Annotated in this window: 34 protein-coding genes and 2 pseudogenes; all 36 read left to right on the forward strand. The window is 69.2% G+C overall.

Translation table 11 applies throughout. The features are described from left to right. Window positions 1-60 precede the first annotated feature (60 nt). Window positions 61-390, forward strand: coding sequence for a 30S ribosomal protein S10 (gene rpsJ / locus VM221_10875; GenBank protein ID HUT75320.1), 330 nt, complete (start codon window positions 61-63; stop codon window positions 388-390). 18 nt (window positions 391-408) lie between these two features. Next, window positions 409-1077 carry a 50S ribosomal protein L3 gene (rplC, locus tag VM221_10880; protein HUT75321.1) on the forward strand — a complete coding sequence of 223 codons (669 nt, stop codon included), beginning with the start codon at window positions 409-411 and terminating at the stop codon, window positions 1075-1077. A gap of 25 nt (window positions 1078-1102) precedes the next feature. Beyond that, on the forward strand, window positions 1103-1735 hold the full coding sequence (gene rplD, locus VM221_10885) for a 50S ribosomal protein L4 (protein HUT75322.1): 633 nt from the start codon (window positions 1103-1105) through the stop codon (window positions 1733-1735). After that, a complete protein-coding gene (gene rplW, locus VM221_10890) occupies window positions 1732-2034 on the forward strand; it encodes a 50S ribosomal protein L23 (protein HUT75323.1) in 303 nt (100 codons plus the stop codon). The genes rplD and rplW overlap by 4 nt, the downstream gene beginning before the upstream one ends. A gap of 234 nt (window positions 2035-2268) precedes the next feature. Continuing rightward, entirely contained in the window at window positions 2269-3099 is an 831-nt protein-coding gene (rplB, locus tag VM221_10895; protein ID HUT75324.1) for a 50S ribosomal protein L2, read from the forward strand. Window positions 3100-3201: 102 nt separating this feature from the next. Beyond that, complete coding sequence (gene rpsS / locus VM221_10900; GenBank protein ID HUT75325.1) at window positions 3202-3486, forward strand: 30S ribosomal protein S19; 285 nt, start codon at window positions 3202-3204, stop codon at window positions 3484-3486. Between the two features lie 9 nt (window positions 3487-3495). Then, entirely contained in the window at window positions 3496-3882 is a 387-nt protein-coding gene (gene rplV, locus VM221_10905; GenBank protein ID HUT75326.1) for a 50S ribosomal protein L22, read from the forward strand. Between the two features lie 52 nt (window positions 3883-3934). After that, window positions 3935-4600: pseudogene (gene rpsC, locus VM221_10910) on the forward strand (30S ribosomal protein S3). A gap of 468 nt (window positions 4601-5068) precedes the next feature. Then, window positions 5069-5503 carry a 50S ribosomal protein L16 gene (rplP, locus tag VM221_10915; protein HUT75327.1) on the forward strand — a complete coding sequence of 145 codons (435 nt, stop codon included), beginning with the start codon at window positions 5069-5071 and terminating at the stop codon, window positions 5501-5503. Then, on the forward strand, window positions 5500-5718 hold the full coding sequence (gene rpmC / locus VM221_10920) for a 50S ribosomal protein L29 (protein ID HUT75328.1): 219 nt from the start codon (window positions 5500-5502) through the stop codon (window positions 5716-5718). The genes rplP and rpmC overlap by 4 nt, the downstream gene beginning before the upstream one ends. A gap of 22 nt (window positions 5719-5740) precedes the next feature. Continuing rightward, a complete protein-coding gene (gene rpsQ / locus VM221_10925) occupies window positions 5741-6004 on the forward strand; it encodes a 30S ribosomal protein S17 (protein ID HUT75329.1) in 264 nt (87 codons plus the stop codon). 9 nt (window positions 6005-6013) lie between these two features. Continuing rightward, on the forward strand, window positions 6014-8104 hold the full coding sequence (fusA, locus tag VM221_10930; GenBank protein ID HUT75330.1) for an elongation factor G: 2091 nt from the start codon (window positions 6014-6016) through the stop codon (window positions 8102-8104). 20 nt (window positions 8105-8124) lie between these two features. Beyond that, window positions 8125-8493: a 50S ribosomal protein L14 gene (gene rplN, locus VM221_10935; protein ID HUT75331.1), complete on the forward strand. Its 369-nt coding sequence runs from the start codon at window positions 8125-8127 to the stop codon at window positions 8491-8493. A gap of 28 nt (window positions 8494-8521) precedes the next feature. Next, entirely contained in the window at window positions 8522-8950 is a 429-nt protein-coding gene (gene rplX, locus VM221_10940; GenBank protein ID HUT75332.1) for a 50S ribosomal protein L24, read from the forward strand. Window positions 8951-8971: 21 nt separating this feature from the next. Next, window positions 8972-9676, forward strand: coding sequence for a 50S ribosomal protein L5 (gene rplE / locus VM221_10945; protein ID HUT75333.1), 705 nt, complete (start codon window positions 8972-8974; stop codon window positions 9674-9676). A gap of 66 nt (window positions 9677-9742) precedes the next feature. Further along, window positions 9743-9928 (forward strand): type Z 30S ribosomal protein S14, encoded by a 186-nt coding sequence (locus tag VM221_10950; GenBank protein HUT75334.1) that lies wholly within the window; start codon window positions 9743-9745, stop codon window positions 9926-9928. An 8-nt stretch (window positions 9929-9936) separates the two neighbouring features. Next, complete coding sequence (rpsH, locus tag VM221_10955) at window positions 9937-10335, forward strand: 30S ribosomal protein S8 (GenBank protein HUT75335.1); 399 nt, start codon at window positions 9937-9939, stop codon at window positions 10333-10335. A 16-nt stretch (window positions 10336-10351) separates the two neighbouring features. Then, window positions 10352-10933 (forward strand): 50S ribosomal protein L6, encoded by a 582-nt coding sequence (gene rplF / locus VM221_10960; GenBank protein ID HUT75336.1) that lies wholly within the window; start codon window positions 10352-10354, stop codon window positions 10931-10933. Between the two features lie 44 nt (window positions 10934-10977). Beyond that, on the forward strand, window positions 10978-11337 hold the full coding sequence (rplR, locus tag VM221_10965; GenBank protein ID HUT75337.1) for a 50S ribosomal protein L18: 360 nt from the start codon (window positions 10978-10980) through the stop codon (window positions 11335-11337). Window positions 11338-11414: 77 nt separating this feature from the next. Further along, window positions 11415-11909: pseudogene (rpsE, locus tag VM221_10970) on the forward strand (30S ribosomal protein S5). Between the two features lie 118 nt (window positions 11910-12027). Then, window positions 12028-12225 (forward strand): 50S ribosomal protein L30, encoded by a 198-nt coding sequence (rpmD, locus tag VM221_10975; protein HUT75338.1) that lies wholly within the window; start codon window positions 12028-12030, stop codon window positions 12223-12225. A gap of 138 nt (window positions 12226-12363) precedes the next feature. Beyond that, window positions 12364-12819, forward strand: a complete 456-nt coding sequence (gene rplO, locus VM221_10980) for a 50S ribosomal protein L15 (GenBank protein ID HUT75339.1) — start codon at window positions 12364-12366, stop codon at window positions 12817-12819. Then, window positions 12820-14112 (forward strand): preprotein translocase subunit SecY, encoded by a 1293-nt coding sequence (gene secY / locus VM221_10985; GenBank protein ID HUT75340.1) that lies wholly within the window; start codon window positions 12820-12822, stop codon window positions 14110-14112. Continuing rightward, window positions 14112-14756: an adenylate kinase gene (locus tag VM221_10990; GenBank protein HUT75341.1), complete on the forward strand. Its 645-nt coding sequence runs from the start codon at window positions 14112-14114 to the stop codon at window positions 14754-14756. Before secY ends, VM221_10990 begins: the two co-directional genes overlap by 1 nt. Next, window positions 14753-15565 carry a type I methionyl aminopeptidase gene (gene map, locus VM221_10995; GenBank protein HUT75342.1) on the forward strand — a complete coding sequence of 271 codons (813 nt, stop codon included), beginning with the start codon at window positions 14753-14755 and terminating at the stop codon, window positions 15563-15565. The genes VM221_10990 and map overlap by 4 nt, the downstream gene beginning before the upstream one ends. Further along, entirely contained in the window at window positions 15566-15784 is a 219-nt protein-coding gene (gene infA, locus VM221_11000) for a translation initiation factor IF-1 (protein ID HUT75343.1), read from the forward strand. It abuts the gene before it with no gap. Between the two features lie 37 nt (window positions 15785-15821). Then, entirely contained in the window at window positions 15822-15947 is a 126-nt protein-coding gene (gene rpmJ, locus VM221_11005; GenBank protein ID HUT75344.1) for a 50S ribosomal protein L36, read from the forward strand. Between the two features lie 43 nt (window positions 15948-15990). After that, window positions 15991-16365, forward strand: a complete 375-nt coding sequence (gene rpsM / locus VM221_11010) for a 30S ribosomal protein S13 (protein HUT75345.1) — start codon at window positions 15991-15993, stop codon at window positions 16363-16365. A 12-nt stretch (window positions 16366-16377) separates the two neighbouring features. Beyond that, the gene (rpsK, locus tag VM221_11015; protein ID HUT75346.1) at window positions 16378-16764 is read left to right on the forward strand and encodes a 30S ribosomal protein S11; all 387 of its coding nucleotides are present in this window, start codon (window positions 16378-16380) and stop codon (window positions 16762-16764) included. A gap of 117 nt (window positions 16765-16881) precedes the next feature. After that, entirely contained in the window at window positions 16882-17508 is a 627-nt protein-coding gene (rpsD, locus tag VM221_11020) for a 30S ribosomal protein S4 (protein HUT75347.1), read from the forward strand. Window positions 17509-17653: 145 nt separating this feature from the next. Next, complete coding sequence (locus VM221_11025; protein ID HUT75348.1) at window positions 17654-18691, forward strand: DNA-directed RNA polymerase subunit alpha; 1038 nt, start codon at window positions 17654-17656, stop codon at window positions 18689-18691. A 70-nt stretch (window positions 18692-18761) separates the two neighbouring features. Further along, a complete protein-coding gene (gene rplQ / locus VM221_11030) occupies window positions 18762-19127 on the forward strand; it encodes a 50S ribosomal protein L17 (protein ID HUT75349.1) in 366 nt (121 codons plus the stop codon). Window positions 19128-19189: 62 nt separating this feature from the next. Then, complete coding sequence (truA, locus tag VM221_11035) at window positions 19190-19924, forward strand: tRNA pseudouridine(38-40) synthase TruA (protein ID HUT75350.1); 735 nt, start codon at window positions 19190-19192, stop codon at window positions 19922-19924. A gap of 17 nt (window positions 19925-19941) precedes the next feature. Continuing rightward, a complete protein-coding gene (rplM, locus tag VM221_11040) occupies window positions 19942-20403 on the forward strand; it encodes a 50S ribosomal protein L13 (protein ID HUT75351.1) in 462 nt (153 codons plus the stop codon). After that, window positions 20393-20788: a 30S ribosomal protein S9 gene (gene rpsI / locus VM221_11045; GenBank protein ID HUT75352.1), complete on the forward strand. Its 396-nt coding sequence runs from the start codon at window positions 20393-20395 to the stop codon at window positions 20786-20788. The genes rplM and rpsI overlap by 11 nt, the downstream gene beginning before the upstream one ends. A gap of 52 nt (window positions 20789-20840) precedes the next feature. Then, window positions 20841-21058, forward strand: a 218-nt coding sequence (locus tag VM221_11050; protein HUT75353.1) for a LysM domain-containing protein, incomplete at its 3' end; no start/stop codon positions are given.

The following is a 21058-nucleotide window of genomic DNA, read 5'->3' on the forward strand; positions in this document are numbered from 1 at the left end:
ACACGGTGGGCGCCGGCGTCATCTCCGAGATCATAAAGTAAGGAAACGAGGCGCAGGCACATGGGCAGGTCAACCGAGTCAGCCGCCGATAAGATCCGCATTCGCCTCAAGGCGTTCGATCACCGCATCCTGGATCAGTCGGCGGTGCGCATCGTGGACACCGCCCGCCGCACCGGGGCGCAGGTATGCGGCCCGGTGCCGCTGCCGACGGAGATCAATCGTTTCTGCGTGGTGCGCTCGCCCCACATCGACAAGGAATCGATGGAGCACTTCGAGATGCGCACCCACAAGCGCCTGATCGACATCCTGGAGCCGAGCCCGCGGACGATTGACGCCCTGATGAAGATCGACTTGCCGGGGGGCGTTGACATCGAGATCAAGTTGGGCTAGGGGACGCACGAGATGCCAGTGGCCAAGGGGATAATCGGGCGCAAGCTGGGCATGACCCAGATGTTCGACGAGCAGGGGCGCGCGCTGCCGGTGACGGTGATCGAGGCCGGACCCTGCATCGTCGTTCAGCGCAAGCGCGCCGAGCGCGAAGGCTATGACGCGCTGCAGGTGGGCTTCGGCAGCGTGCGCGAGCGGCGCGTCAACCGCCCCGCCCTGGGGCACTTCAAGCGCGCCGGGGTCGAGCCCCGGCGGAGGCTGGGCGAATTCCGGCTTACCGAGTGCGATGGCTACCAGGTGGGACAGGAGCTGCGCGCCGATCTCTTCGAGGTCGGGGAGCGGGTTGACGTCACCGCCACCTCGAAGGGCAAGGGCTTCACCGGGGTGATCAAGCGCTACGGCTGGCACGGGGGAGGGGCGAGCCACGGCTCGATGTCTCACCGGCGGCCGGCGTCGGGGGGGGCGACCGATCCCGCGCGCGTATTCCCGGGCACGGGCAAACCGGGCCACATGGGCGCGGCGCGGGTCACGGTCAAAGGGCTGGAGGTGATCCGCGCCGACCCGGAGCGCAACCTGCTGATCCTGCGCGGGGCGGTGCCGGGCGCGCCGGGGGGCATGGTGCGGGTGACGAAGCCGGTGGCGCGTCCAAAGCGCGTGGCGCGGGCGAAAGTGGTCGGTGAGCGACCGTGAGCAGCATAAGGCGGAGGCATAGCTGATGCCCACCATGCCGCTGTACAATGCGGCCGGCGAGCAGGTCGGCGAGATCGAGATGAGCGCGGCGCTGTTCGAGGTCGCCGCCGATCAAGGGCTCGTCCATCGAGCGGTCACGGCCTACCTGGCCGGCCGCCGCGCCGGCACGGCGAGCACCAAGGGGCGCAGCGACGTCCGCGGCGGGGGTCGCAAGCCCTGGCGCCAGAAGGGCACCGGGCGCGCGCGCCACGGCAGCCGCCGCTCCCCTATCTGGAAGGGCGGCGCCGCGGCCATGGGGCCCAAGCCCCGCGACTGGTCGCAGCGCCTGCCCCGGAAGGTGCGGCGCCGGGCGCTGGTCACCATCCTGTCGGAGCGGGCGCGCAGCGGGCAGGTGACGGTGGTTGACAACCTGCAGCCGCAGCGGACGAGCACGCGCGAGTTCGCGCAGGTGCTGGCCAATCTCAACCTCGACGCGAGCGCCGGGCGCGTGTTGGTGGTGGACGGGCAGCCGTCGCGCGAGCTGGTGCTGTCGGCGCGCAACCTGCCGGGAGTAACCGTGGTCGAGGCGGACGCCCTCAATACCTACGACATCGCCGCCAGCACGCGGCTGGTGATGACCCGGGCGGCGCTGGAGCGTCTGCAGGAGACGCGGACATGAAGGATGCGCACGACATCATCCTGCGGCCCATCCTGTCGGAGAAGAGCGTCGCCGCAAGCGAGGTCGGCAAGTACGTCTTCCGCGTGCGCCGCGATGCGACCAAGGTGGATGTGCGCAACGCCATCGAGCGCCTGTTTCCGCAGGTTAAAGTCGCCAAGGTCAACACCATCAACGTGCGCGGCAAGGAGCGGCGCACTTCGGGCTTGGGCCGGCGGCGGCGCCCCGGCCGCACTTCGGATTGGAAAAAAGCGGTGGTCACCCTCAAGCAGGGGAAGATTCCGGTATTCGAGGGGCTCTAGGCCGAATTATCCGTGATTCGGGCTAGAGCAGGCGAGCAGTGGAATGGCTAGGCCGGTGGCCGCCACGGCGGCCCCGACCTGTCGGGGCCTAGCCGCAGGCGAACAGGCGAGAAGACCGGAATTGCGAGCCGGCGGTCACCTGCTCACCTCGATCGCATGTTTCGTCGCGCAGTGTGCGCAGTGTCTGAACGTATCGTGAATAGTGCGGGCTAGGCCGACGAGGTAACAGCTAACGTGCCAGTGAAGCAATACAGGCCAACGACACCCAGCCGCCGCTACATGACGCAAGTGCAGCGGGAGCACACGCGGGAGCGGCCGGAAAAATCGCTGTTGCGGCCGCTGCGTAGCAGCGCGGGGCGCAACGCCAGCGGGCGCACGACCGCGCGTTTCCGCGGCGGCGGGCACAAGCGGCGTTATCGCCTCGTGGATTTCAAGCGCGACAAGGACCATGTTCCCGCGCGCGTGGCGGCGATCGAATACGATCCCAACCGCTCGGCTGACATCGCGCTCCTGCACTACGCCGACGGCGAGAAGCGCTACATCCTGGCGCCGGTGGGAATCGCGGTGGGGATGACGGTCATCTCGGGCACGCAGGGGGTGGATGTGCGCCCGGGCAACGCGATGCCGCTGTTGGCGATGCCGGTGGGCACCGTCGTGCACAACATCGAGCTGTCCCCCGGCAAGGGCGGCCAGCTGTGCCGCAGCGCGGGCGCCAGCGCGCAGCTCATGGCCAAGGAGGGCAAGTTCGCGCACCTGCGCCTGCCCTCGAGCGAGATGCGGATGGTCGCTATCGGCTGCCGGGCTTCGGTGGGGCAGGTCGGCAACACCGACCACTCCAACATCACCGTCGGCAAGGCCGGGCGCACGCGCTGGCAGGGGCACCGCCCGCACGTGCGGGGGGTGGCGATGACGCCGCGGGATCACCCCCACGGCGGGGGCGAGGGGCGCAGCCCGATCGGGCGCAAGAGCCCCATGACCCCGTGGGGACAGCCCACCCTGGGGCACAAGACGCGTCGGCGCAACCAGGCCAGCAACCGCCTGATCATGAAGCGCAAGAAGAAGTAAGCAGGTCGGAGGGAGCGCCCGGAGGGGCAGGCTGCGGGCAAGGGGAATCCAGCTTCCGGGGTCGAGCTGGCCGCGGCCGGAAAGCGACCGAGGTTCGAAGAGATGGCGAGATCGCTGAAAAAGGGTCCCTTCGTGGACGTCCACCTGATGGACAAGGTGGAGCGCCTCAACCGCTCGGGAGAGAAGAAGATCATCCGCACCTGGTCGCGGCGGTCAACCATCGTCCCCGACATGGTGGGGCACACCATTGCGGTGCACGACGGGCGCCGGCATGTGCCGGTGCTGATGACGGAGAACATGGTCGGGCACAAGCTCGGCGAGTTCGCCCCGACCCGGCATTTCCGGGGCCACGGGCATCGCACCGAGCGTTCGACCGCGCCGCGCTAGGAGGCAGCGGTGGAGGCAAAGGCGACAGCCAAGTACATACGAATCGCGCCGTTCAAGGTGCGGCGGGTGCTGGCCCTCATCCGCGGCCAGGACCTGACGCGCGCGTTGGCGCTGCTCGACTTCACGCCGGGCATGGCGGCGCCGGCGATCAAGAAGGTCCTGAGCTCGGCCGCGGCCAACGCCGAGACCAATCACGGCATGAACCGCGAGCGGCTGCGGGTGCGGCTGGCCTATGCCGACGCGGGGCCCAGCCTGCGGCGCTTCCGCCCCGGCTCGCTCAGCCGCGGGGGGATCATCCGCAAGCGCATGAGCCATATCACGGTGGTGCTCGACGAACGACCGCAGCCGGCGGCCGCGCCCAAGCGCCGACCGCCGGCGCGCATGCGGCCGCAATAGGGAAGTGACGCGCGCTCGCAGGTGCGGCGCGCGAGGAAGGTAGATCAGGGCCATGGGCCAGAAGGTGCATCCCATAGGCTTTCGCCTGGGGATCGTAAGGGATTGGAGGAGCCGGTGGTTCGCGACCAAGGGCTACACCCAGCTGGTGCTGGAGGACGCGACCATCCGCGAATACTTCAGGGAACGCTTCACGCGCGGCGACGGCGGGCGCGGGCGGCGCGACCGCACGCGCGACGCCGGCATCGGCGAGGTCGAGATCGAGCGCGCCGCCAACAACGTGCGCATCACCCTGCACACCGCCAAACCGGGGATTATCATCGGCCGCGGCGGCAAGGGGATTGACGACCTGCGCGGGGATCTGGAGCGGCTGACCAAGCGCAAGGTGCACATCAACGTTCAGGAGATCCGCCAGGCCGAGCTCAACGCCCAACTGGTGGCCGAGAACATCGCCGGCCAGATCGAGAAGCGCGTCGCCTTCAAGCGCACGGTGCACCAGGCGGTGCAGCGCAGCATGCGCGTGGGCGCCCAGGGCATCAAGGTCATCTGCTCCGGTCGCCTGGGCGGCTCCGAGATGGCGCGCACCTACTCCGACAAGGACGGCAAGATTCCGTTGCACACGCTGCGCGCCGATATTGACTACGGCTTCACCGAGGCGCGCACCACCGCCGGTCACATCGGCATCAAGGTGTGGATCTACCGCGGCGACATCCTGCCCGAAAAGGGGTCGCCGCGGCCGGAGGTTCCCGCCGCCAAGCGCGAGGTGAAGCAGCGTCCGGGATGGCGCCGCGTGCCGGGCGCGGCCCCGCCCGAGCAGGCCCCGGAGCAAGCGGCGGCGGCGCCGGAAGACGGGGTGGAGGCCGCTGTCGAGGTGCCCGCGGCCGAGGCGGCGCCGGTTGCGGCGCCGGAGCAGGAGTCGGCGCCGGAGGCCCAGGCAATCGCGGAGTCGCCACCGGCTGCGGCGGACGCCGGCGAGGGGGCGCAGGACGAGGGGGCGCGGGACGAGGGGGCGCAGGACGAGGGGGCGCAGGACGAGGGGGCGCAGGCGGAGACCTTGATCGAGGCCGACGACGCCGAGGACGGGGAGGAAAGCGACGAAGCGGAAGAGCAGGCCGAGGCGCCAGAGCAGCGGCTGTGGGACGAGGCGTACGATGACGAGGAGCAGTAGCGACCAAAGGGCGCAAACGCCATGTTGATGCCGTCCAGGACCAAGTATCGCAAGCAGCAGCGCGGGCACATGAAGGGGCGCGCCGGACGCGGCGCCAGCATCGCCTTCGGGGAATACGGGCTGCAGGCGCTGGAGCCGTGCTGGCTGACCAACCGTCAGATCGAGGCGGCGCGCGTGGCGGTGACGCGCCACATGCGGCGCACGGGCAAGGTGTGGGTGCGGGTCTTTCCCGACAAGCCGGTGACCAAGAAACCGGCGGAGACGCGCATGGGCAGCGGCAAGGGCGCGCCTGAAGGCTGGGTGGCGGTGGTGAGGCCGGGGCGGGTGCTGTTCGAGCTCGGGGGCGTAAGCTACGACCTGGCGCGAGAGGCGCTGCTGCGGGCGGCGCACAAGCTGCCGATTAAGGTGCGCGTCATCTCGCGCGCGGCGGGCGGCGGCACGGAGGCGGCGGCATGAAGGCCTCTGAACTGCGCGAGCAGAGCGTGCCGGAGCTGCAGGGCCGGGTGGCTAACCTGCGCGACGAATGGTTTCGCCTGCGCTTTCAGCGGGTGAGCAAGCAGCTGCCCAATCCCATGCGCATCCGCGCGGTACGCAAGGACCTCGCGCGCATCCTGACCATCCTGGCCGAGCGCGAGCACAGCGCCGGCGCGGAAGAGGCACGGAAATCATGAGGAACGGCGAGTGGTGACCACCATGGAGCAACCTACCAGGGGCGTCAGAAAGCAGCGCGAGGGCGTGGTCGTCAGCGACAAGATGGACAAGACCGTCATCGTCGCCGTCGAGACGGTGGGGCCGCATCGGCTCTACCGGCGCGTGGTGCGGCACAGCAAGCGATTCATGGCGCACGACGAGGACAACCGCTGCAAGGTCGGCGACCGCGTGCGCCTGAGCGAGACACGGCCGTTGAGTCACCGCAAGCGCTGGCGGGTGAGCGCCATCATCGAGGTCGCGAAGTAAGCGCGCGCAATGAAACGCTACGCCACTGATCACATTCGCAACTTGGTGCTCATCGGCCACGGCGGCAGCGGCAAGACCAGCCTGGCCGAGGCCCTGCTGCACGCCGCGGGCGTGGTTGACCGCCTGGGCGCGGTCGCGGCCGGCACCACCGTCGGCGATAGCGACCCCGACGAAATCGAGCGCGGCATTTCGATCAGCGCGGCGCTCCTGCCCTGCGCATGGCGCGAGCACAAGCTCAACCTGCTGGACACGCCGGGCTACGCGGATTTCGTGGGCGAGGTCATCGCCTGCCTGCGCGTCGCCGACGGCGCCATCGTGACCCTCGACGCCGTGGCCGGGGTCGAGGTGCAGACCGAGCGCTACTGGCAGATGGCGCGCCAGCGGGGGATCGTCCCCCTCATCGTCGTCACCAAGCTGGACAAGGAGGGGGCCGACTTCGCGGGGGCGATGCAATCCGCGCGCGATCGCCTTGGCTGCAATGTCGTCGCCACCCACCTGCCGATCGGCGCGGCCCAGGGGCTGCGGGGGGTGGTGGACCTGCTGGCGGAGCAGGCGCTGATCTGGCGCGGCGACAAGGTGAGTCAGGAGGCGCCTCCGGCCGCCATGGCCGACGACATCGCGGTGGCGCGTGAGGTGTTGATGGAGGCGGCGGCCGAAGCCGACGACGAGCTGACCGAGAAGTACCTGGAGCAGGGCGCGCTGACGAACGAGGACATGAGCCGCGGGCTGCGCGCGGCAGTGCTTGCCGGGCGGACGGTGGCGGCGGTGCCGGTTGCCGCCGTCTCCGGCATCGGGGTGCAGGCGGCGGCGGAGGCGGTGGTCTCGTACCTGCCCGGCCCGGCGCAGGCGCCGGCGCAGTGCGCGGTCGCGGTGGAAGGCGAGCAGCAGCTCGAGCTGCGCGCCGATCCCGAGCAGCCGCTGGCGGCGTTGGTCTTCAAGACCATGGCCGATCCCTTCGCCGGACGCCTGACCGTCTTCCGCGTCTACCAGGGGGTGTTGCACTCTGACGGCAACGTCTACAACGCCAACCGCCGACGGCGGGAGCGCGTGGGCCAGATCTCGGTTCCGCGCGGCAAGCAGCAGGAGGCGGTAGCGGCGGTGGGCGCCGGGGACATGGGCGTCGTCGCCAAGCTGCACGAGACCGTCACCGGCGATGTCTTATGCGACGAGCAGCACCAGGTGACAATGCCGGCCCTCGATTTCCCCGAGCCGGTGCTCGCGGTCGCGGTGCAGCCCAAGTCCAAAGGCGACGAGGACAAGGTCAACAGCGGCCTCGACCGGCTGCGCGAGGAGGACCCGACCATCGGCGTCAGCACGGATCCCGACACGCGGCAGACGTTGCTGTCGGGGATGGGGGACCTGCACCTGGAGGTAATCGTCGGCCGCCTGAAGCGGAAGTTCGGGGTCGAGGTCGAGATCGGCACGCCGCGCGTGGCGTACCGGGAGACCATCACCAAGACGGTGCAGGTGCAGGGCAAGTACAAGCGCCAGACGGGCGGGCGCGGCCAGTATGGAGACGTGTGGGTGCGGGTGGAGCCGCAGCCGCGGGGCGCGGGCTTCGAGTTCGCGGACGAGATCGCGGGCGGGGTGGTGCCGCGCAACTACATCCCGGCGGTGGGGAAGGGGATCGCGGAGGCAATGCAGCGCGGGGTGGTGGCGGGGTACCCGCTGGTGGACCTGCGCGCGGCGCTCTACGACGGCTCCTACCACAGCGTAGATTCGTCGGAAATGGCATTCAAGATCGCCGGCTCCATGGCCCTGCAAAAGGCGGTGGCCGAGGCTGAGCCCCGGCTCCTGGAGCCGATCATGAACGTAGAGGTGACGGTGCCCGACCAGCACATGGGGGACATCATCGGCCATCTCAACGGCAAGCGCGGGCGCATCCAGGGGATGGAGCCGGGGGCGCCGGGCAGCCAGGTCGTGCTCGCTCAGGTGCCGCTGGCGGAGATGTTCGCCTACGCCACCGAGCTGCGCTCGATGACCCAAGGGCGCGCCAGCTACCGCATGAAGTTCTCACACTACGAGGAGGTGCCGGGACACATCGCCCAGCGCATCATTGATGAGGCGCAACAGCGCAAGCAGGAGCAACCGCAGCGCTAGGGGGCAGGCACGCCACCGTCATGATCCAAACACGCAGCCGCTTGCGGGTCGCCGACAACACCGGCGCTCGGCAAATCGAATGCATACGAGTGCTGGGGGGCTCCGCGCGCAAGTGGGCGCGGGTGGGCGACACCATCGTCGCCGCGGTCAAGCAGGTCAGCCCCGGAGCGCCCATTCGCAAGGGCGACGTGGTGCGCGCGGTGGTGGTGCGCACGCTGCAGCCGGTGCAGCGCGCGGACGGCTCCTCCATCCGTTTTGACGAGAATGCGGCGGTGATCATCACCGACGCCGGAGACCCGCGGGGGACGCGCATCTTCGGGCCGGTGGCGCGCGAGCTGCGCGACCGCGAGTTCACCAAGATCGTGTCGTTGGCGCCCGAGGTGCTGTAGGCGCCCCGGCGCGCATGAGGACCACGCTATGGCAAGCCCGGTCAAGCCGAATATCAAAAAAGGGGACCTGGTCTACATCCTGCGAGGCAAGGACCACGCGCAGCGCATGAGGGGGCGGGCAGAAGAGCTGGCGCTCATGGCTCCCCAACGAGTGAAGGCCGAGGCCGACAAGGAGCCGGGCCGGCGCGGCAAGGTGCTCTCGGTCAACCGACAGAAGGGCCAGGTGCTGGTGGACGGCGTCAACATCATCATCAAGCACGCCAAGCCCCGCAGCATGACGACGCGCACCAGCCAGATGCAATCCGGGCGTCGCCAGCAGCCGGGACCGCTGGCGATCGCCAACGTCATGTTGGTGTGCCCGCGCTGCGACCGGCCGACCGCGGTCACGCGCCGCGCGGTTTCGGGCAAGCGCATTCGCGTCTGCCGGCGCTGCGGCGAGCACATTGACGAGGTCTGATGCGCGGGGATGAGGTAAGGCATGAGCGAAGACATCGTTAACCCCGAACCGGCGCCGAAGCCCGCCCGGCGGACGCGCAAGCAGGCGCCAGCGGGCGCGTCCGAGCGCGCCGGCGGCGCGGGGAAGTCCAAGCGCAAAGCCGCCTCCGGCCCCGCAGCGGAGCCGCAACCGCAGGTCAAACTGCCGCCGCGGCTGAAGGTGCGTTACCGCCAGGAGATCCTGCCGGAGCTGATGCGCGAGCTGGGGCTGGACAACCCGATGCGGGTGCCGCGGGTGAGCAAGGTCGTCATCAACATGGGGGTGGGAGTGGCGACGCAGGAGCCGAAGGCGCTGGAGGGCGCGGTGCGAGAGCTGGCGCAGATCGCGGGCCAGCGCCCCGCGATCACGCGGGCGCGCAAGTCCATCGCCGCGTTCAAGGTGCGCGAGAAGAATCCCGTCGGCTGCCGCGTGACCCTGCGCGGGGACCGCATGTACGAGTTTCTGGACCGGCTGTTCAACGCGGTGCTGCCCCGCATCCGGGACTTCCGCGGGCTCTCCGCGCGCTCGTTCGATGGACGCGGCAACTTCACCATGGGCGTGCGCGAGCAGGTCATCTTCCCGGAGCTCAACATGGATGAAGTTGAGCGCGTGCGGGGGATGGATATCATCATCACCACCACCGCCAAGAGCGACGAAGCGGGGCGGGCGCTGCTGGCGAGGATGGGCCTGCCGCTGAGGGATAACTGACGCCCGAGCCGGGCGCGCCCCAGCCTGTGGGCGGCGGGCGACCGGCCGGTGCGCGAGGAGAGATGGGTGGCGAAGAAAGCACTAGTGGAAAAGGCCAACCGGGCCCCCAAGTTCCGTTCCCGCCGCTATTACCGCTGCCAGGTGTGCGGCCGGGCGCGAGCCTACTTCCGCAAGTTCGGGATGTGCAGGATCTGCCTGCGCACGTTTGCGCTCCGGGGGCTGCTGCCCGGGGTCACCAAGGCGAGCTGGTAGGAGGAACGATGGCCCAGACAGATCCCATAGCGGATATGCTCACGCGCATCCGTAACGCTTACGTCGCGCGCCACGAACAGGTGATGGTGCCGGCATCGCGGCTCAAGTTCGAGATCGCGAAGATCCTGCGCGCCGAAGGCTACGTGCAGAAATGCGAGATGCGTGATGACGGCAAGCAGGGCCTGCTGGTGGTGACCCTCAAGTACACCGAGGGTCGCACGCCGGCGATCGTCGGCGTGCGACGGGTGAGTCGGCCCGGGCGCAGGGTTTACGTGGGCGCGCGGCGCGTGCCGCGGGTGATGGGCGGTCTCGGCACCGCCGTCCTGTCGACGCCCATGGGGCCGTTGACCGGCAGCCAGGCGCGGAGCCGCGGAGTCGGCGGCGAAGTGCTGTTCTACGTGTGGTGATGGGAGGACAGGCGACATGTCGCGGGTAGGCAAGCGGCCGATACCGCTGCCGGCGGGGGTGACGGTTGAGATCAACGCCGGGCAGGTGACGGTCACCGGGCCCCGGGGCACGCTGGAGCGCAGGGTGGCCCCGGAGATGACGGTGCGGGCGGAGGGCGACCAACTGATCGTCGCCCGGCCCAGCGATACCAAGCAGCATAAGTCGCTGCACGGGCTCACGCGCAGTCTCATCGCCAACATGGTGACGGGGGTCACCGCCGGCTTCTGCAAGCGCATAGACCTCATGGGGGTGGGCTACCGCGCGCAGATGCAAGATCGCAAGCTGGTGCTCCAGGTCGGGTTCTCGCACCCGGTCGAGGTCTATCCGCCGGCGGGGGTGGAGATGTCGTTGGAGACGTTCACGCCGCTGGCCGAGAACAACTTCCTGGCGGCGCGCATCGCGGTTTCGGGCAACAGCAAGGAGCAAGTAGGGCAGATGGCGGCGGACATCCGCGCGGTCAAGAAACCCGAACCGTACAAAGGCAAGGGTCTGCGCTACACCGGCGAGGTCGTGCGCCGCAAGGCGGGCAAGACTGCGGTCAGGACCGGTATCGGATAGCGCACCGCGAAGCGCGGACGACGAAAGGGACGGCAGTGGCAGCATTGGCAGCGAAAGTCAAAGCGAGGCAGCGTCGGCGCCGGGGCGTACGCAAGCGCGTTCGCGGCACCGGCGAGCGGCCGCGCCTGTCCGTATTCCGCAGCGCGCGCCACATCTACGCCCAGATCGTGGATGACGTCGCAGGGCGAACCCTGGCGGCCGCCTCCAGCCTGGATCCGGAGCTGCGCCCAGCGATGGCGCGCGGCGGCAACCGGGCCGCCGCCGCCGAGGTCGGAAAGGCCATCGGCCAGCGCGCGCTGGCGGCGGGGGTGACCAAGGTCGTGTTCGACCGGGGCGGATACCTGTATCACGGGCGCGTCGCCGCCGTCGCCGAGGGCGCGCGTGAGACGGGGCTAGAGCTGTAGCTCGCGGCGCGCCGCGCGGCCCCGCAGGTGGGTGGCCGGCTGCAGGTGACGGAGCCCGATGATCACAAGGAGCGAGCATGCCGAGAATTGATGCCTCCGAGCTGGCCCTGGAGGAAAGGGTTATCTCCCTCAACCGCGTGCAGAAGGTGCATAAGGGAGGGCGCACTCTGCGCTGGAACGCCCTGGTCGTCGCGGGCGATGGCGCAGGCACCGTCGGCGTCGGGCTGGGCAAGGCGAAAGAAGTGCCCGAGGCCATCCGCAAGGGCGCCGACCACGCGAAGAAGAGCCTGGCGCGCATACCCCTGCTCGGCACCACCATCCCGCACGAAGTGCAGGAGCGTTTCGGAGCGGCCAAGGTCATCATGCGCCCGGCGACGCCGGGCACCGGGGTGATCGCGGGCGGTGCGGTGCGCGCGGTGCTCGAGGTGGCGGGGGTCAAGGACATCCTGACCAAGTCGCTGGGCAGCGCCAATCCGATCAATATCGCGCGCGCGACCATGCAGTGTCTGCTGGCGCTCACTACGCCGCAGGCGGTGGCGGCACGGCGCGGCAAGCAGCTCCACGATATTCTGGATACATACTCGCCGCCGTCGGGGCAAAAGGCGGCGTTGGAGGAGCCGGCGCCGACGGTCGAGGCGGCCGCCGCCGGCGGCGAGGCGCCCAAGGCGCCCAAGCGGAGACGAGGCTAGCATGGCCAAGGTGCAGATCATGCTCGTGCGCAGCACCGCCGACCGCCCACGCAAGCAGCAGTGCACGGCGCGCTCGTTGGGGCTGTTCCGCATTCGCCGGGTCGCGGTGCATGACGATACCCCCCAGATACGAGGGATGATCGCGGCCATTCGCCACCTGGTGCAGGTGGAGGAGATAGCGGACGCGCCCCCCGGCTAGCCGGGCCCGCGGCTCGATTGTGGTTGGCGCGAATTTCGCGTATAATATACTTTCGTGCGTGCGGTCGGCTGGCGGCGCCAGAGCGCGGGGTGCCCGCCCGACAGTCGCAACCAAGACAGGGAAACGAAAGTGCCTGAGATGAAGATAGGAGCGCTCTCGCCAACCCCGGGCTCGACCCGGAGGCGCAAGCGCGTCGGCTGCGGCACCGGCTCCGGCCATGGCAAGACCTGCGGCCGCGGCATGAAAGGGCAGAAGGCGCGGGGCAGCGTGCCTGCGCGCTTCGAGGGCGGGCAAACGCCGCTCCACCGGCGCATGCGCAAGCTGCGCGGCATCTCCAAGGCGGCCATGCCGCGGGGCATGCTGCGCAAGCACTACGCCATCGTCAACATCGGGCAACTGGAGCGCTTCGAGGCGGGAGCGCAGGTGACGCCCGAGCTGCTGCTCGCGTCGCGGGTGATCAGATCGCTCGAGGACGGAGTGCGGGTGTTGGGTGAGGGCGAGCTGAGCCGGTCCCTGCACGTTCTCGCCAGCCACTTCAGCGCCTCGGCGCGCGGCAAGATCGAGGCCGCCGGCGGCACGGCGGAGGTAGTCTAGGTGACGGGTTCGCTGGGATCGCTGGTGGCCGCCTTCAAGATCCCCGACCTGCGGCGGCGGATACTGTTCGTATTCGGCATGTTCGCGGTGTTCGTGGTCGGCGTCCACATTCCCATCCCCAACGTCAGCCGCGAGGCGATGGAGCGTCTGTTCGCGCAGGGCGGCAACCTGCTGGGCCTGTTCGACGTCTTCTCCGGCGGCGCGCTGCGCAAGTTCTCCATCTTCGCCATGGGCATCATCCCCTACATCAACGCCTCCATCATCTTCCAGCTGCTGGGCATCGCCTCGCCGCGCATCCAGCAGTTGGCGCGCGAGGGACCCAGCGGCCAGCGCAAGATCGGCCAATACACGCGCTACCTGACGATGGCGCTCGCCTTCGGGCAGGCATGGGGGGTCACCCTCATGCTGCGCGGGCAGGGCGTGATCATCGTGCCGTCGGTTCTGCACCTGTTGCCGATGACCATCACCCTCACCGCGGGCACCGCGTTCCTGATGTGGCTGGGCGAGCAGATCACCGACCAGGGGATCGGCAACGGCGTGTCGCTGATCATCTTCGCCGGCATCATGGCGCGCGTCCCCTACGACGTCACCAAGACGTGGGAGGGGCTGGTAGCGGGGGTGCACGGCGTCGACAATATCCTCTTCATGGCCGCGCTGTTCGTGGTCACGGTGCTGGCGATCGTGTACATGCAGCAAGGGCAGCGCAAGATCCCCATCCAGCACGCCAAGCGGGTCGTCGGCTCGCGCATCTACAGCGGCGCCAACACCCACCTGCCGCTGCGGGTCAACTCCGCCGGCGTCATCCCCATCATTTTCGCCATCTCGATCTCGATCTTCCCGGCCACCATCGCGCAGTTCCTGCCGCAGTCGGATACCTGGCTGGTGCTGCGCGAGTGGCTGGTGAGGTCGGGCCCCGGCGAGAGCAAATGGGGGTCCGCCGTTTACTTCCTGCTGGTCATCTTCTTCACCTATTTCTACACGGCGGTCACGTTCAATGTCGAGGAGGTGTCGGACAACCTCAAGAAGAACGGCGGCTACGTGCCGGGGATCCGCCCCGGCAAGCCGACGCGCGACTACCTGGACCGGGTGCTGGTGCGGCTGACCCTGGCGGGGGCGCTGTTTCTGGGCGTGATCGCGTTGATGCAGTACTACGTGGGCGACATCACCGGGGTCAAGACCTACACCCTGGTGGGAGGCACGTCGCTGCTGATCGTGGTGGGGGTGGCACTGGAGACGATGCAGGCGATCGAGGGGCAGCTCGTGATGCGCCACTACCAGGGGTTCATCCGCTGATGCGCCTGGTTATCTTCGGCCCCCCCGGGGCGGGCAAGGGCACTATCGCCGGGGCGCTGACCGCAAGGTGGGGTATTCCCCACATCGCCACCGGCGACATGCTGCGGGCGCAGGTGCGGGAGGGCAGCGAGCTCGGCCGCCGCGCGCAGGACTACATGAACGCGGGGGAGCTGGTGCCCGACGATCTGATTCTGGAGATGGTCCGTCAGCGCCTGGGGGAGACGGGCGTCGGGAAGGGGTTCATTCTCGACGGCTTCCCGCGCACCCTGGCGCAGGCGCAGGCGCTCGATGGCATGATCGGCGGCGTGGAGGTGGTGATAGACCTGGAGGTGCCCGAGCACGAGCTGGTGCGGCGACTGTCGGGGCGCCGCGTGTGCCCCCAATGCGAGGCCATCTACCAGGTGGATACCATGCCTGCGCGCACGCCCGGGGTGTGCGACCGCTGCGGGGCCCAGCTTGTGCAGCGCGCGGACGACACGCCGGAGGCGGTGCGCAATCGGCTGGTGGTGTACCGCGAGCAGACGGCGCCGGTGTTGGCATACTACCGCGAGCGCGGGCTGCTGCGCTCGCTAGACGGGACGCGGGGGTCGGCGGCGGTGGTAGAAGATATCGCCGGCGCGCTCTGCCCGCGAGACCGACAGTGAGACCGCGGCTGCGCGAGCGCGGCCACCCGGGGCCGGCGACCGGCATCAGCGTCAAGACCGACGCCCAGATCGCGGCCATGCGCCGCGCGGGCAAGGTGGTGGCCGCGGTGCTGGGGGCGCTGCAGGCGGTGGTGGCGCCCGGGGTGGAAACGGCGGAACTCGACCGGGTGGCGGAAGACATCATTCGCAGCCACGGGGCGCGGCCGTCGTTCAAGGGCTACAACGGGTTTCCGGCGAGCGTGTGCACGTCGGTCAACGATGAAGTGGTGCACGGGCTGCCGGGGCGCCGAGTGCTGCGCGAAGGCGACATCGTGGGCATAGACGTCGGCGCGATGGTGGACGGCTTCCACGCGGATGCGGCGGCTACCTTCGCGGTGGGGGAGATCGCGCCGGCGACGCGGCGGCTGGTGCAGGTGACCAAGCAGGCGCTGGAGGACGGCATCGCGCAGGCGCGAGCCGGGCGCACACTGCGGGAGCTGGCACGGGCGATCGAGGCCCGAGTCGTGGCCAGCGGCTACTCGGTGGTGCGCGAGCTGGTGGGGCACGGCATCGGCGCCGCGATGCACGAGCCGCCGCAGGTGCCCAACTACGCCGCTGGGGCTAACGCGCTCAAGCTGCGCGCGGGCATGACGCTGGCGATCGAGCCGATGGTGAACGAAGGCGGGTGCGAGATCACCAAAGATACGGACGGGTGGACCTTCCGCACCCGGGACGGCGGCCTGAGCGCCCACTGGGAACACACGGTGGCGGTGGGCGAGGATGGAGCGGAGATCATGACCGCCCCTGAGGGCGCCGGCGGAGGAGGCTAGTTGTCGAAGGAAACGCCGATCGAGGTGGAGGGCGTAGTGCTGGAGACCCGGCCCAACGCGATGTTCAAGGTCAAGCTGGAAGCGGGCCACGAGGTGCTCGCCCACGTCTCGGGCAAGATCAGGATGTCGTACATCCGCATCCTGCCCGGGGACCGGGTCAAGCTGGAGGTGTCGCCCTACGACCTCACACGTGGGCGCATCGTGTGGCGCTACAAGTAGGGCAGGCGCCCGCGCCGTGCCAGCCAGGGGTGGTGACATGAAAGTACGGGCATCGGTCAAGAAAATATGCAGTCGCTGCAAGGTGGTCAAGCGCCAAGGGAAAGTGCGTATTATCTGCAGCGATCCGAGCAAGGGCCCCAAGCACAAGCAAGTGCAGGGGTGACGGGACTTGAGACTTCAGGTCCGAGGTTTGGAGAGAGTGACACATGGCACGAATTGCAGGTGTTGAGCTGCCGCGGGATAAGCGGGTGGAGGTTGCGCTAACCTACATCTACGGCATCGGTTGCGCCCGCAGCCGGGCGCTGCTGGCGGAGACCGGCGTCAGCGCCGATACGCGCGTTCGCGACCTCACCGAGGAGGAGATCAACCGCCTGCGCGACGGTCTGGAGGAACGCTACCGGGTCGAAGGCGATCTGCGGCGCGAGGTCGCGGCCAGCATCAAGCGGCTGATCGAGATCGGCAGCTATCGCGGGCTGCGCCATCGCCGCGGCATGCCCGTGCGCGGACAGCGCACCAGCACCAACGCCCGCACCCGCAAGGGACCCCGCCGCGGGGTGGGCGTGCGCCGGGGCAGGAAATAACGGGAGCCGCACATGAGACGACCAACCAGGCAACGAAAACGTGAGCGACGGTCCGTGCCCTACGGGCGCGCGTACGTGAAATCAACCTTCAACAACACGGTGGTCACCATCACCGATCCCAACGGCAACGCCATCTCGTGGGCGAGCGCGGGCTCGGTGGGATTCAAGGGCACGCGCAAGGGCACCCCCTTCGCCGCCCAGTCGACCGCGGAACGCGCAGCGCGCAACGCGATGGAGATGGGGCTCAAGCGCGTGGACGTTTTCGTCAAGGGGCCCGGCGCCGGGCGCGAGACGGCGATTCGCTCGCTGCAGGCCGCGGGGCTGGAGATCGCCAGCATTCGCGACGTGACACCGATACCGCACAATGGGTGCCGCCCGCCCAAGCGCCGGCGGGTCTAACCCGGCGCCGCCGGGGCGACGCCGACGCGGACCTGCATGAGGTCGGCAGCTCCGAGCTGGGATCGCGGCGTCCGAGCTGGGATCGCAGCGCAGGATAGACGGGGAGAAGACAGACCCATGGCACGATACAAGGATGCCCGCTGTCGCCAGTGCCGGCGGGAGGGCACGCGCCTGTTCCTCAAGGGCGACCGCTGCTACACGCCCAAGTGCGCCGTCGAGCGGCGCACCTATCCGCCCGGCCAGCATGGTCAGCGACGACGCAAGGTGTCGGACTACGGCTTGCAGCTGCGCGAGAAGCAGAAGCTGCGCACGATCTACGGCGTGCTGGAGCGCCAGTTCCGCCGCTACTTCGAGCAGGCGGAACGGCGCCCGGGCGTGACCGGCGAGAACCTGCTGCAGTTGCTCGAGCGACGGCTGGACAACGTCGTCTACCGGCTGAGCTTCGCCGGGTCGCGCAGCCAGGCGCGACAGTTGGTCGCTCACGGCCACTTTCTGGTCAACGGGCGCCAGCTCAACGTCCCCTCTTACATCGTCAGGGCCGGGGACCTGATCGAGGTCGGCGCGGGCAGCAAGCAGGCGGAGCCGATCCAGGTCAACCTGTCCGCGGCCGGCAGCCGCCGACTGCCGGAATGGCTCGAGCTGGAGCCGGCCCAGATGCGAGGGCGCGTGATGTCCCTGCCGCGGCGGGAGCAGATGGAGGTCGAAGCCCAAGAACAGCTCGTGGTCGAGTACTACTCGCGCTAGTCGCCGCAGCGGCCGCGGGGGGAGCCCGCGGACGCGGTCGTGAACGACGCAGACGCAGCGAGGCCAAGGGGATCGCGGGAATCCGTTTCGCCCGGCGGCCGGGGCTGGTCGCGGTCTGGATAGAGGCTGTAAGGAGCGAAGGCTCATGCTTTTGGACACCGTCAGCGCCAAGATAGAGAGACTGGACGACGCCGCGGATCCGATCTACGGCAAGTTCGTCATCGAGCCGCTGGAGAAGAGTTACGGGACGACCCTCGGCAACGCCCTACGCCGGGTGTTGCTGAGCTCCATTCCGGGAGCCGCCGTGGTCGCCGCCCGAATCGAAGGCGTGCTGCACGGGTTCTCGACTATCCCCGGCGTGCTCGAGGACACGACCGAGCTCATACTCAACCTCAAGGAGCTCGCGATCCGCGTCGCCGACACCCAGCTGGCAGGGGGCGACCTGCCCGTGACCCTGCGCCTTGACCGCACCGGGCCGGGCGAGGTCACCGCCGCTGACATCGAGACGCCGGCCGAAGTCGAGATCGTCAACAAGGATCTTCACCTCGCCACCCTCGACAGCGATAACGCGCGCCTGGCGATGGAGCTGGAGGTAGCCGTTGGCACCGGCTACCTGGTGACCGAGGAGCACGCGCGCAAGCACGATATCGGTACCATCCTCGTCGACGCCGTCCTGTCGCCGGTGCACCGCGTCTCCTTCCGCGTGGAGCCGACGCGCGTGGGGCACCTGACCGACTATGACCGCCTTACGCTGGAGGTGCGGACCAACGGCACCATAACCCCCGCGGACGCCATCAGCGAGGCCGCCAAGATCCTCGACCGCTACCTCATCCTCTTCTTCGACTTCTCCGCGGGGGAGCACGAGGAAAGCCCCAGCGCCGACGTCGATCTCGCCCGTCAGCGGTTGCTGGAGACGCGGGTGGAGGACATGGATTTCTCCGTGCGCACGCTCAACTGCCTGCGCAAGGACGGGGTCACCAGCGTGGGCGAACTGATCGAGCACACCGAGAGCGATCTCATGCAGATCCGTAACTTCGGCCGCAAGTCGCTCAACGAGGTCAAGGCCAAGCTGGCGGAGATGGACTTGCGGCTGGCGGGTGCGGGGGACGCCGAGTTCGCAGGCGACGAAGAGGACGAGGAGCCGGAGGAGCTCGAGGATTCGGAGGAGATCGAGCTGGAGTGACCCCGCGGCCGGGCGATTGCGGACACGGGATTCGCCGGCGGGCGCGCACCGCGCGAGGAGCGCCACCGACATGAGACACAAGCTGGCACACAAGCAACTGGGAAGGCCCACCGACCAGCGCCTGGCGCTGCTGCGCGGCCTCGTCTCCGCCGTGCTGTGGCACGGCAAGGTGGATACCACCGAGGCGCGGGCGAAGGCCGCGCGCCCGCTCGCCGAGAAGATGATTACCCTCGCGCTCGAGGACAGCAACCACCGACGCCGCCAGGCGCGCAAGTTCTTGGTGGATCGCGACTTGGTCGCCCACCTATTCGGCCAGGTCGGCCCGCGCTTTCGCACGCGCCCGGGTGGGTATTCGCGCGTCGTGCGCATGGGCGTGCGCCGGGGCGACGCCGCCATGCGAGCGCGCCTGGAGCTCGTGGATTACGACCGCGCCTGAGCGAGCGGGGCCGCGGTCGCGGTCGGCGCGTGCCCTACGGCGCGGGGCAGCACGGGGCCTGCATGGCGAATATCAAGCTGGTGGTGGAGTACGACGGCACCGGCTATAGCGGGTTTCAACGGCAGTCAGCGCGGCCGACGATCCAGGGGGAGCTCGAGGCGGCGCTGGGGCGGCTGCTGAGAGAGCAAGTCACAATCACGGCGGCGGGCAGAACCGACGCCGGAGTGCACGCGCTGGGGCAGGTGGTGAACTTCCCTACCACCAGGAACCTGCCGGCCGAGCGCGTGCCGCGGGCGGTGAATCGGGTGCTGCCGCGTGAGATCGTGGTCGCGGCCGCACAGGAGGTCGGCGACGATTTCCACGCGCGGCGCCTGGCGAAGAGCCGCCGCTACCAGTACACGATCCTGAACCGGGATCGGCCGTCGGCGCTGGTGGGGAGATTCGCCCACCGCGTCGGCGGCAGGCTCGACGTGGCGGCGATGCGCCAAGCGGCGGCGGAGCTCGTGGGTGAGCATGATTTCGCCGCCTTCGAGGCGGCGGGCAGCCCCACCGCCTCCACCGTGCGGCAGCTGACGACGCTGCGCGTGGGGCGGCTGGGCGACCTGGTGATCGTGGTGCTGGAGGCGGACCGCTTCCTCTACCAGATGGCGCGCATCATGGTCACCGCGCTGCTCGCAGCCGGGCGGGGGGAAATGGAGCCAGCGCAGATGCGGCGCCTGCGCGAAAGCAGGGACCGTGGCCGCATCGGGCCCCCGGCACCGCCCCACGGGCTGTGCCTGGTGAGGGTGACGTACTGAGGCTTGAGGTAAAGCAAATGCCAACGAAGACCTACAGCCCGCGCAAGCAAGACATTGACCGCCAGTGGCTGGTGGTGGATGTCGCGGGGATGCCCGTGGGCCGCGCGGCGACCGAGATCGCGGCCCTGCTGCGGGGTAAGCACAAGCCGATCTATGCGCCGCATGTGGACACCGGTGACCACGTGATCGCGGTCAACGTCGAGCAGCTGACGGTGACCGCGGACAAGGCGACCAAGAAGATGGTTTACCGCCACTCGGGCTATCCCGGGGGGCTCAAGGCGCAGCGCTACGGCGACCTGCTCGCCAAGCGCCCCCAGGAGGCGCTGCGCCAGGCGGTGCGGGGCATGCTGCCGCACAACCGGCTGGGACGGGCGATGCTGCGCAAGCTCAAGCTCTACCGCGGCTCCGACCATCCCCACCAGGCGCAGCGCCCGCAACCGCATCGCTTGCGGGCACAGACGGGAGAGGATGATGGCTGACCGTTACTATGGCACCGGACGGCGCAAGAACGCGATCGCCAAGGTTTGGCTGATCAGCCCCGGCCAGGGGCAGATCACCATCAACGCCCGGCCGATGGACGAATATGTGGGCCGCGATACGCTGGGGATGCTGGTGCGCGAGCCGCTGGAGCTGACCGACACCCTGGGGCGCTTCGACGTCAAGGCCAGCGCCGTCGGCGGCGGCGTCAGCGGCCAAGCGGGCGCCGTGCGCCACGGCATCGCCCGCGCCCTCGTCAGCTACGACGAGAACCTGCGCTCGCCCCTGCGCCGCTCGGGCCTGCTGACCCGCGACTCGCGCATCAAGGAGCGCAAGAAGTACGGCCGCAAGCGCGCTCGCCGCGGCTTCCAGTGGACCAAGCGCTGAGCAGGAAGGCGGGTGGTCACCGCCGGCCGGCCGGGCCGGGTCGGTGGCGTGATTGTGGAATAACCGAGCGAGTGTGATCGCCAACGCCCCTATGTGCGCTCGCCCAACATTCAGTTGCGTCTGCGTCGCCCTGGCGCTGGCGCTGTGCCTGGCCGGCGGCCGCGCCCGCGGAAGTCCCGGCTACGAGGTCTACTCCGTTCAGCCGGGGGAGACCCTCGCCGGTATCGCCCAGAAGTTCGGCGTCAGCGAGTCCGCCATCGCCGAATTCAA

Source organism: Armatimonadota bacterium, assembly GCA_035527535.1.
Taxonomy (GTDB): Bacteria; Armatimonadota; Hebobacteria.

Excerpts from the sequence above, each read along its gene's own strand:
- rpsJ (HUT75320.1), top strand. The coding sequence starts at position 61 with ATGGGCAGGTCAACCGAGTCAGCCGCCGATAAGATCCGCATTCGCCTC.
- rplD (HUT75322.1), top strand. The coding sequence starts at position 1,103 with ATGCCCACCATGCCGCTGTACAATGCGGCCGGCGAGCAGGTCGGCGAG.
- rplW (HUT75323.1), top strand. The coding sequence starts at position 1,732 with ATGAAGGATGCGCACGACATCATCCTGCGGCCCATCCTGTCGGAGAAG.
- rpsS (HUT75325.1), top strand. The coding sequence starts at position 3,202 with ATGGCGAGATCGCTGAAAAAGGGTCCCTTCGTGGACGTCCACCTGATG.
- rplP (HUT75327.1), top strand. The coding sequence starts at position 5,069 with ATGTTGATGCCGTCCAGGACCAAGTATCGCAAGCAGCAGCGCGGGCAC.
- rpmC (HUT75328.1), top strand. The coding sequence starts at position 5,500 with ATGAAGGCCTCTGAACTGCGCGAGCAGAGCGTGCCGGAGCTGCAGGGC.
- rpsQ (HUT75329.1), top strand. The coding sequence starts at position 5,741 with ATGGAGCAACCTACCAGGGGCGTCAGAAAGCAGCGCGAGGGCGTGGTC.
- fusA (HUT75330.1), top strand. The coding sequence starts at position 6,014 with ATGAAACGCTACGCCACTGATCACATTCGCAACTTGGTGCTCATCGGC.
- rplN (HUT75331.1), top strand. The coding sequence starts at position 8,125 with ATGATCCAAACACGCAGCCGCTTGCGGGTCGCCGACAACACCGGCGCT.
- rplX (HUT75332.1), top strand. The coding sequence starts at position 8,522 with ATGGCAAGCCCGGTCAAGCCGAATATCAAAAAAGGGGACCTGGTCTAC.
- rplE (HUT75333.1), top strand. The coding sequence starts at position 8,972 with ATGAGCGAAGACATCGTTAACCCCGAACCGGCGCCGAAGCCCGCCCGG.
- rpsH (HUT75335.1), top strand. The coding sequence starts at position 9,937 with ATGGCCCAGACAGATCCCATAGCGGATATGCTCACGCGCATCCGTAAC.
- rplF (HUT75336.1), top strand. The coding sequence starts at position 10,352 with ATGTCGCGGGTAGGCAAGCGGCCGATACCGCTGCCGGCGGGGGTGACG.
- rpmD (HUT75338.1), top strand. The coding sequence starts at position 12,028 with ATGGCCAAGGTGCAGATCATGCTCGTGCGCAGCACCGCCGACCGCCCA.
- rplO (HUT75339.1), top strand. The coding sequence starts at position 12,364 with ATGAAGATAGGAGCGCTCTCGCCAACCCCGGGCTCGACCCGGAGGCGC.
- VM221_10990 (HUT75341.1), top strand. The coding sequence starts at position 14,112 with ATGCGCCTGGTTATCTTCGGCCCCCCCGGGGCGGGCAAGGGCACTATC.
- rpmJ (HUT75344.1), top strand. The coding sequence starts at position 15,822 with ATGAAAGTACGGGCATCGGTCAAGAAAATATGCAGTCGCTGCAAGGTG.
- rpsM (HUT75345.1), top strand. The coding sequence starts at position 15,991 with ATGGCACGAATTGCAGGTGTTGAGCTGCCGCGGGATAAGCGGGTGGAG.
- rpsK (HUT75346.1), top strand. The coding sequence starts at position 16,378 with ATGAGACGACCAACCAGGCAACGAAAACGTGAGCGACGGTCCGTGCCC.
- rpsD (HUT75347.1), top strand. The coding sequence starts at position 16,882 with ATGGCACGATACAAGGATGCCCGCTGTCGCCAGTGCCGGCGGGAGGGC.
- VM221_11025 (HUT75348.1), top strand. The coding sequence starts at position 17,654 with ATGCTTTTGGACACCGTCAGCGCCAAGATAGAGAGACTGGACGACGCC.
- rplQ (HUT75349.1), top strand. The coding sequence starts at position 18,762 with ATGAGACACAAGCTGGCACACAAGCAACTGGGAAGGCCCACCGACCAG.
- truA (HUT75350.1), top strand. The coding sequence starts at position 19,190 with ATGGCGAATATCAAGCTGGTGGTGGAGTACGACGGCACCGGCTATAGC.
- rplM (HUT75351.1), top strand. The coding sequence starts at position 19,942 with ATGCCAACGAAGACCTACAGCCCGCGCAAGCAAGACATTGACCGCCAG.
- rpsI (HUT75352.1), top strand. The coding sequence starts at position 20,393 with ATGATGGCTGACCGTTACTATGGCACCGGACGGCGCAAGAACGCGATC.